This window comes from Burkholderia sp. E168m15 (assembly GCF_016586105.1).
GTDB classification, from domain to species: Bacteria; Pseudomonadota; Gammaproteobacteria; order Burkholderiales; family Burkholderiaceae; genus Burkholderia; species Burkholderia orbicola.
On the sequence record NZ_BCPO01000093.1, the window covers coordinates 1 to 5,439 of the forward strand.

6 protein-coding genes, 1 tRNA gene and 1 pseudogene are annotated in these 5,439 nt (G+C 68.1%); 1 reads left to right on the top strand and 7 read right to left on the bottom strand.

What is annotated here, in order from left to right; translation table 11 throughout:
* Positions 1–789 (top strand): FtsW/RodA/SpoVE family cell cycle protein (locus JMF86_RS15565; RefSeq protein ID WP_201317044.1); only part of this gene is annotated, 789 nt, incomplete at its 5' end.
* 78 nt (positions 790–867) lie between these two features.
* Here the strand turns inward: JMF86_RS15565 and JMF86_RS15570 are convergent.
* The 7 genes and pseudogenes from JMF86_RS15570 to esaR form a co-directional block, all read right to left on the bottom strand.
* Entirely contained in the window at positions 868–1,620 is a 753-nt protein-coding gene (locus JMF86_RS15570; protein ID WP_175809159.1) for a tetratricopeptide repeat protein, read from the bottom strand.
* A complete protein-coding gene (locus JMF86_RS15575; RefSeq protein WP_175809161.1) occupies positions 1,617–2,402 on the bottom strand; it encodes an HpcH/HpaI aldolase/citrate lyase family protein in 786 nt (261 codons plus the stop codon). Before JMF86_RS15575 ends, JMF86_RS15570 begins: the two co-directional genes overlap by 4 nt.
* 338 nt (positions 2,403–2,740) lie before the next feature.
* A complete protein-coding gene (gene queD, locus JMF86_RS15580; RefSeq protein WP_006477472.1) occupies positions 2,741–3,193 on the bottom strand; it encodes a 6-carboxytetrahydropterin synthase QueD in 453 nt (150 codons plus the stop codon).
* An 18-nt stretch (positions 3,194–3,211) separates the two neighbouring features.
* Complete coding sequence (gene queE / locus JMF86_RS15585; RefSeq protein WP_011546480.1) at positions 3,212–3,844, bottom strand: 7-carboxy-7-deazaguanine synthase; 633 nt, start codon at positions 3,842–3,844, stop codon at positions 3,212–3,214.
* A gap of 76 nt (positions 3,845–3,920) precedes the next feature.
* Positions 3,921–4,655, bottom strand: coding sequence for a 7-cyano-7-deazaguanine synthase QueC (gene queC, locus JMF86_RS15590; RefSeq protein WP_006482568.1), 735 nt, complete (start codon positions 4,653–4,655; stop codon positions 3,921–3,923).
* A 351-nt stretch (positions 4,656–5,006) separates the two neighbouring features.
* A tRNA-Phe gene (locus JMF86_RS15595) sits at positions 5,007–5,082 on the bottom strand.
* Positions 5,083–5,142: 60 nt separating this feature from the next.
* Positions 5,143–5,439 (bottom strand): annotated as a pseudogene (esaR, locus tag JMF86_RS15600) (response regulator transcription factor EsaR); the annotation flags it as partial.

A 5,439-nucleotide genomic window follows, 5' to 3' on the forward strand; every position in this document is an offset into this window, starting at 1 on the left:
AGGATTCCGAACGCGGCGATGAAGTCGTACCAGCGCCGCGAAGGCGGGCTGCGCTGGTACGACTTCATCGCCGCGTTCGGAATCCTGCTGGTGCCGGTCGGGCTGATCGCGAAGCAGCCCGACCTCGGCACGGGCCTGCTCGTGTTCGCGGCCGGCTTCTTCGTGATCTACCTCGCCGGCCTGTCGTTCAAGCTGATCGTGCCGGTGCTCGTCGCGGGCGTGCTCGCGGTCGGCTCGATCGCCGTGTTCGAGGAACGCATCTGCCAGCCCGAAGTACAGTGGCCGCTGATGCACGACTACCAGAAACACCGGGTGTGCACGCTGCTCGATCCGACCTCCGACCCGCTCGGCAAGGGCTTCCACACGATCCAGGCCGTGATCGCGATCGGCTCGGGCGGCGTGCTCGGCAAGGGCTACCTGAAAGGCACGCAGGCGCACCTCGAATTCATTCCGGAAAAGCACACCGACTTCATCTTCGCGGTGTTCTCGGAGGAATGGGGGCTCGCCGGCGGGCTCGTGCTGCTGACGCTGTACATGGCGCTGATCGCCCGCGGGCTCTACATCGCCGCGCAGGGCGCGACGCTGTTCGGCCGGCTGCTGGCGGGCTCGCTCACGCTCGCGTTCTTCGTCTACGCGTTCGTCAACATCGGGATGGTGAGCGGCGTGCTGCCGGTCGTCGGCGTGCCGCTGCCGTTCATGAGCTACGGCGGCACCGCGCTCACGACGCTCGGCATCGCGATCGGGATGATCATGAGCGTCGGGCGGCAACGGCGGTTGATGAAGAGCTGACCGCGCGGCCTGCGCTGCGGCACACGACAACGGCGCCTGCGGGCGCCGTTTTGCATCGGGCGAACCGAATGCGGCCGCTTACTGCGGCGGCGCGTGCGGCTTGCCCTGCTCCGCGCCGGCGCCCGATGCCGGCCCCGGCGCCTTCAGCCGCGCGCTCAGCTCCTTGAATTTCATCCCGGCCGTCTCGTCGCCCTGCGCCGCCGCCGCCGCGTAATACGCCCGCGCGATGTTCAGGTTCTGCGCGACGCCGTCGCCGCCGCGCTCGTAGAACGACGCGGTCACGTACTGTGCGGTCGGCTCGCCCGCGTCGGCGGCCTGCTTGTACCATGCGAACGCCTGCCGGTTGTCGCGCGGCGTGCCGCGCCCGTCGAGGAACTGGTTCGCGAGCGACAGCTCGGCCTGCACGTGCCCCTGCTTCGCGGCCCGCAGGAACCAGCGATGCGCTTCCGCCGGATTGCGCGCGACGAATTCGCCATCGTCGAACATCCGGCCGTACACGTACTGCGCATGCGACATGTTCGCGTCCGCCGCGCGCCTGAGCCAGCGCAGCCCTTCGTCGACGTTCGCCGTCACGCCTTCGCCCGTCAGCAGCATCATCGCGTAGTTGAACTGCGCGAGGCGATCGCCGCGCTCGGCCGCATCGTGGAATTGCACCAGCGCCGCACGATAGTCGCCGGCGTTGTAGTCGGCAACCGCCGATTGCGTCTCGCGCGACGGATCGGGCTTCGCTTGCGGCGCGCCCTGCGCGACAGCCACCGCACACACGGCCCACAGGCCGACCATCGTCCCGATCCGCGCGCGCCCGCGGCACGCAGCGTCTGCGCCGTTCATGACCGTACCTCCTGCAACGCCTGCCGCGTCGCGCGCAATAGCCAGCTCACGTCGGCCGATACCGTGATCATCCGGTAACCGGCGTCGCGATACTGGCGCGCGGCCGCCGTGTCGCCCGCGAAGATACCGACCGCGACGCCTGCCTGCTTGCCGGCCGCGAGCACGCGCGCCATCGCGGTTTCGACGTCCGGGTGGCGGATGTCGCCGAGATGCCCGAGGCTCGCCGCGAGATCGGCCGGGCCGACGAACAGGCAATCGACGCCGGGCGTCGCCGCGATCCGCTCGACTTCGTCGACGCCGCGCGCCGATTCGACCTGCACGATCACCGCGACTTGCGCATTCGCCGTCTGCAGGTAGTCGCGGCGCATGCCGAACGCCGCCGCGCGCACCATGCCCGCGACGCCGCGCAGCCCGTCGGGTGTGTCGGGCGACGGGAAGCGCGTGAGCCGCACCGCGTGCGCGGCGTCGTCGGGCGTCTCGATACACGGGAACATCAGCGTGCGCGCGCCGGCGTCGAGCGCGCGCTTCACGAGCCACGGCTCGCGCGCCGGCACGCGCACGACCGGCTCGCTCGGCAGGTGCGCCGCGGCGATCGCACGCAGTTGCGACGCCACGTCGCGACTGTCGTTCGGCGCATGCTCCATGTCGATGCAGAGCCAGTCGTAACCGGCGTGCGCGAGCGCTTCCGCGGCCGAGTCGCTGCCGAGCGACAGCCACAGGCCGTACAGCGGCTCGTCACCGTCGCGCAGGCGTTGTTTGAGGGAATTGGTGAGCGTGCTCATCGATACGGCCTCCGGAACGGAATGGCAATCGAACGGGACAAGCAACAGGCGCAGCGGAAAGCGGAATGCATACCGCCGGGCAACCGAAGCACGGCGGCGGCGGCGGATCGCGCGCCAGAGAACGTGAGTCGGCCCGGGACGGCCGATCTGACAGCGCGGGCCGCGCAATGGCTCACGCGAGCGTTTTTCGGTGCGGCACGTCGATCATAGCGCGGCGGGCGCTCGATGCGGGAACAGACAGGGGAAGCCCTACCGACGCGGGAAGGAGGGAGTCGAGGCCACGGTGCGCGGCGACGGGCAGCCCGCGCCGGACGGCGGGGCTGCGGGGGCAGGCAGGATCAGCGGCCGGGCTGGCGCTCGACGTCGGCCCAGCAGTTCGGCGTTTCGTACAGCCGCACGCGCTCGAGGCGCAGGTTCACGCCGTAGTGCGCGTCGTACACGTTCGCGAGGAGGTCGAACGCGATCGCCGCGAGGTTCTCGACGGTCGGGATCCGGTCGATCACGACCGTCTTGTGGTCGGCCATCTGCTCGAGGAACGAGCGCACGACGTCGTCGCGCGCATAGACGAGGAACGCGTGGTCCCACTTGCTGACGAGGTGCTCCATCGCGAGCGCCTTCACGTCGGCGAAATCCATCACCATGCCGCGGTCGGGCGCCCCCTCGGTATCGACGAGATCGCCGCGCAGCGTGATTTCGAGCACGTAGCGATGGCCGTGCAGGTTCCGGCACTGGCTGCGGTGATCGGGAATGCGGTGGCCCGCGTCGAATTCGAGTTTTCGGGTAATCAGCACGATGTCAAAAGCCGTGGCTCAGGGAATGTTCAGATATTTGTGGGTCTGCATCGACAGCCGCCACTGCGGATGACGCTTGCACCAGTCGATCGCGAGCTTCGTGTTGAGGTCGCGCGACGGGCCGTCCATCGGCTGCACGAGAAAATACTCGAAGTCGAGCTTCGCGTAGTCGGCCAGCCGCTGGTTGTCCTGCGGCACGACGACCTTCAGTTCGTTGCCCTTCGTGACGACGAGCGGCGCATCGGCCTTCGGGCTCACGCAGATCCAGTCGATCGATTCGAGCACCGGCAGCGAACCGTTGGTCTCGATCGCGATCTCGAAGCCGGCCGCGTGCAGCGCGTCGACGAGCGGCTGGTCGAGCTGCAGCATCGGCTCACCGCCCGTGCAGACGACGAAGCGATTCGCTTCGCCCTCCGGCCACAGGCCGGCGATCGTCGCGACGAGCGCGGCGGCGTCCTTGAACTTGCCGCCGTTCTCGCCGTCGGTGCCGACGAAATCCGTATCGCAGAAGCGGCACACGGCCTCCGCACGATCCTCTTCGCGGCCCGACCACAGGTTGCAGCCGGCGAACCGGCAGAACACGGCCGGCCGGCCCGCATTCGCGCCCTCGCCCTGCAACGTGTAGAAAATTTCCTTGACCGCGTAAGTCATCGTGCTTCGTCCGGCTCGCGCCGCTCGTTGTCGATCAGAATCCGTTGTCCATCAAGCGCTGCCCGCGCGAGCCGCATCACAGCGGCGCTTCGGTCACCCGCTCGCCCTTCAGGTAAGCCTCGTAGCCGCGCTTGCGCAGCTTGCAGGCCGGGCATTCGCCGCAGCCGAAGCCCCAGTCGTGCAGTTCCGCGCGCTCGCCCACGTAGCACGTGTGCGTCTCGACGCGGATCAGTTCGACGAGCGCGTCGCCGCCGAGCTGTTCGGCGAGCTGCCAGGTCTGCGCCTTGTCGAGCCACATCAGCGGCGTCTCAAGCACCATGCGCGTATCCATCCCGAGATTCAGCGCGACCTGCAGCGCCTTCATCGTGTCGTCGCGGCAATCGGGATAGCCCGAGAAATCGGTCTCGCACATCCCGCCGACCAGCACGCGCAGCCCGCGGCGATAGGCGATCGCCGCGGCGATCGTCATGAACATCAGGTTGCGGCCCGGCACGAACGTGTTCGGCAGGCCGTTGGCCGTCGTCTCGATCTCGATCGTGCGCGTCATCGCGGTATCGCTGATCGCGCCGAGCACCGACAGGTCGATCATGTGATCGTCGCCGAGCCGGTCCGACCACGCCGGAAACCTGTGCTTCAGCGCTTCGCGCACGCCTTCGCGGCACTCGAGTTCGACGCGATGACGCTGGCCGTAATCGAAGCCGAGCGTCTCGACCGTCTGGTAGCGTTCGAGGGCCCATGCCACGCACGTGGCGGAGTCCTGCCCGCCGGAAAACAACACGAGCGCGCCGTCTTTAGCGTCTGTCCGAATCACCGTGATACTCCGTGAATGTGTAGGCTCGCGTCGCACTGCGCCCCGAGGCCGGCTGCCGCCGGACGGCCCGACGCGACCGGCCTGCGCCGGCTCGACCAGTATAGGCAGCGCGGTCGGCCGCGAATGCGGCGGCGCGCTTATACCGCTCATCGCGCGGCATCGTTGCCGCGCGCCACGACAGGCGCGCCGCGGGCAGCCTGCCATGTGCATGAAGCGATGCGCTAAGTCATTGAGCGGGCACGGATTTTATCATGCCCCGGCGAATGCTGCCGGGCCCGCCGCCCACGACACGCGATACCCATCACAAACGAAAAACCCCAAGAACCTTCCGATTCTTGGGGTTTTAAATGCTGGTGGCCTGGGACGGAATCGAACCATCGACACGCGGATTTTCAATCCGCTGCTCTACCAACTGAGCTACCGGGCCAACGAAGAATGAAAGTATATCGAGCTATTCGCCCCCGGGCAAGTGCTTTCGCAAAATATTTTACAGCGCACCTTCGGACGGCTTCTTGCCGAGCTCGACGCCGAGCTGCTTGAGCTTGCGATACAGGTGCGTGCGCTCGAGGCCCGTCTTCTCCGCGACGCGCGTCATGCTGCCGTTCTCGCGCGCGAGGTGATACTCGAAGTACGCGCGCTCGAACGCATCGCGCGCTTCGCGCAACGGGATGTCGAACGGGATCGCCGCCGTCTGGCCCGCGAGGCCGAGCGCCGACGCCATGTCGTCGCCGAGCGTCGGCAGCGCCGCCGCGGACGCGACCGTCGCCGGCCCCGCGGCCTGCCC